This window comes from Lamprobacter sp. (genome assembly GCF_034860625.1).
GTDB lineage: Bacteria > Pseudomonadota > Gammaproteobacteria > Chromatiales > Chromatiaceae > Lamprobacter.
In genome coordinates this window covers 1-824 of record NZ_JAYESN010000668.1, presented here as the reverse complement: position 1 = coordinate 824, position 824 = coordinate 1, and the positions used below count along the sequence as shown (strand labels likewise).

Below are 824 nucleotides of genomic sequence, written 5' to 3'. Positions count from 1 at the left end.
GTCTCTGTAGGTTTCGTCCAGGTTGATCTTGTAGTTCTCGAACAAGGAGATGAGTCCCTCGAAAAAAGAAACAATTTCCTTGCTTGGCACGAAGACTGGGGCGGGCAATATCGTATTAGCAGCGGCCTGATTGACGAGTCGTGCGGTATGGATCTTCGCCTCGTCCCGATCAATGCCAATCTCCCATTGCAGGGATTCAGGGATTCCAGCCGGCGGCTCTTCATGGGGCATGTCAATTTTGACTGTTGGTATTTTGCCTGCGACCTCCGCGTTAAGCCTGGTCGGCGTCTTTGCCTCCTTGCGGGCGAGATGCACCAACTGTTCGGGTCGAAACAGACCCATCAGCCGCTCTTCGAAGTAAGCTTCCGCACGTTTTCCCTCTGGCGCCAGGCGTTGTTTCGACAGGTCCGACCAAGCGCGCGTAAACAGATAGCCGAGCTTGAGGACGTGAGTCTTGCCGGTCCCGTTGGCCCCGACGATGACATTAAGCCCTTCGGAAAAATCGAAGGTCGCTTTTCCAAAAGCCGTAAAGTTGATGATCTTGAGGTGCTTTAGCATGTCGATCTCATCAATCTCCTGATTGCGGCCCGGCCCCACGAAATAATCCCTCCTTCCAGAGGTAGCCCATCTGATCGCCCTCGGCCATGAAAGCCGCAATCTGTTCATCATCGCGCGCACGCTTCACCTTGGTCGAACCCTGCTCCCTGACCAGCCAATAGACTTCATCGAGTTGTGTCGCGTTGAGAAAGTCCGGCGAATGGGTGGAGACCAAGACCTGTCCACCCTGCTCAGCATAGGCGCGAAATTCCTCCGCAAGCTCCCAG

1 protein-coding gene and 1 pseudogene are annotated in these 824 nt (G+C 54.9%); both read right to left on the bottom strand.

The annotated features are described in order from the left end of the window. Positions 1–597: AAA family ATPase (locus VBE63_RS30650; RefSeq protein WP_323686724.1), on the bottom strand; the 597-nt coding region annotated here is incomplete at its 3' end. After that, positions 569–824 (bottom strand): annotated as a pseudogene (locus VBE63_RS30645) (AAA family ATPase); the annotation flags it as partial. The pseudogene VBE63_RS30645 and the gene VBE63_RS30650, both read right to left, overlap by 29 nt.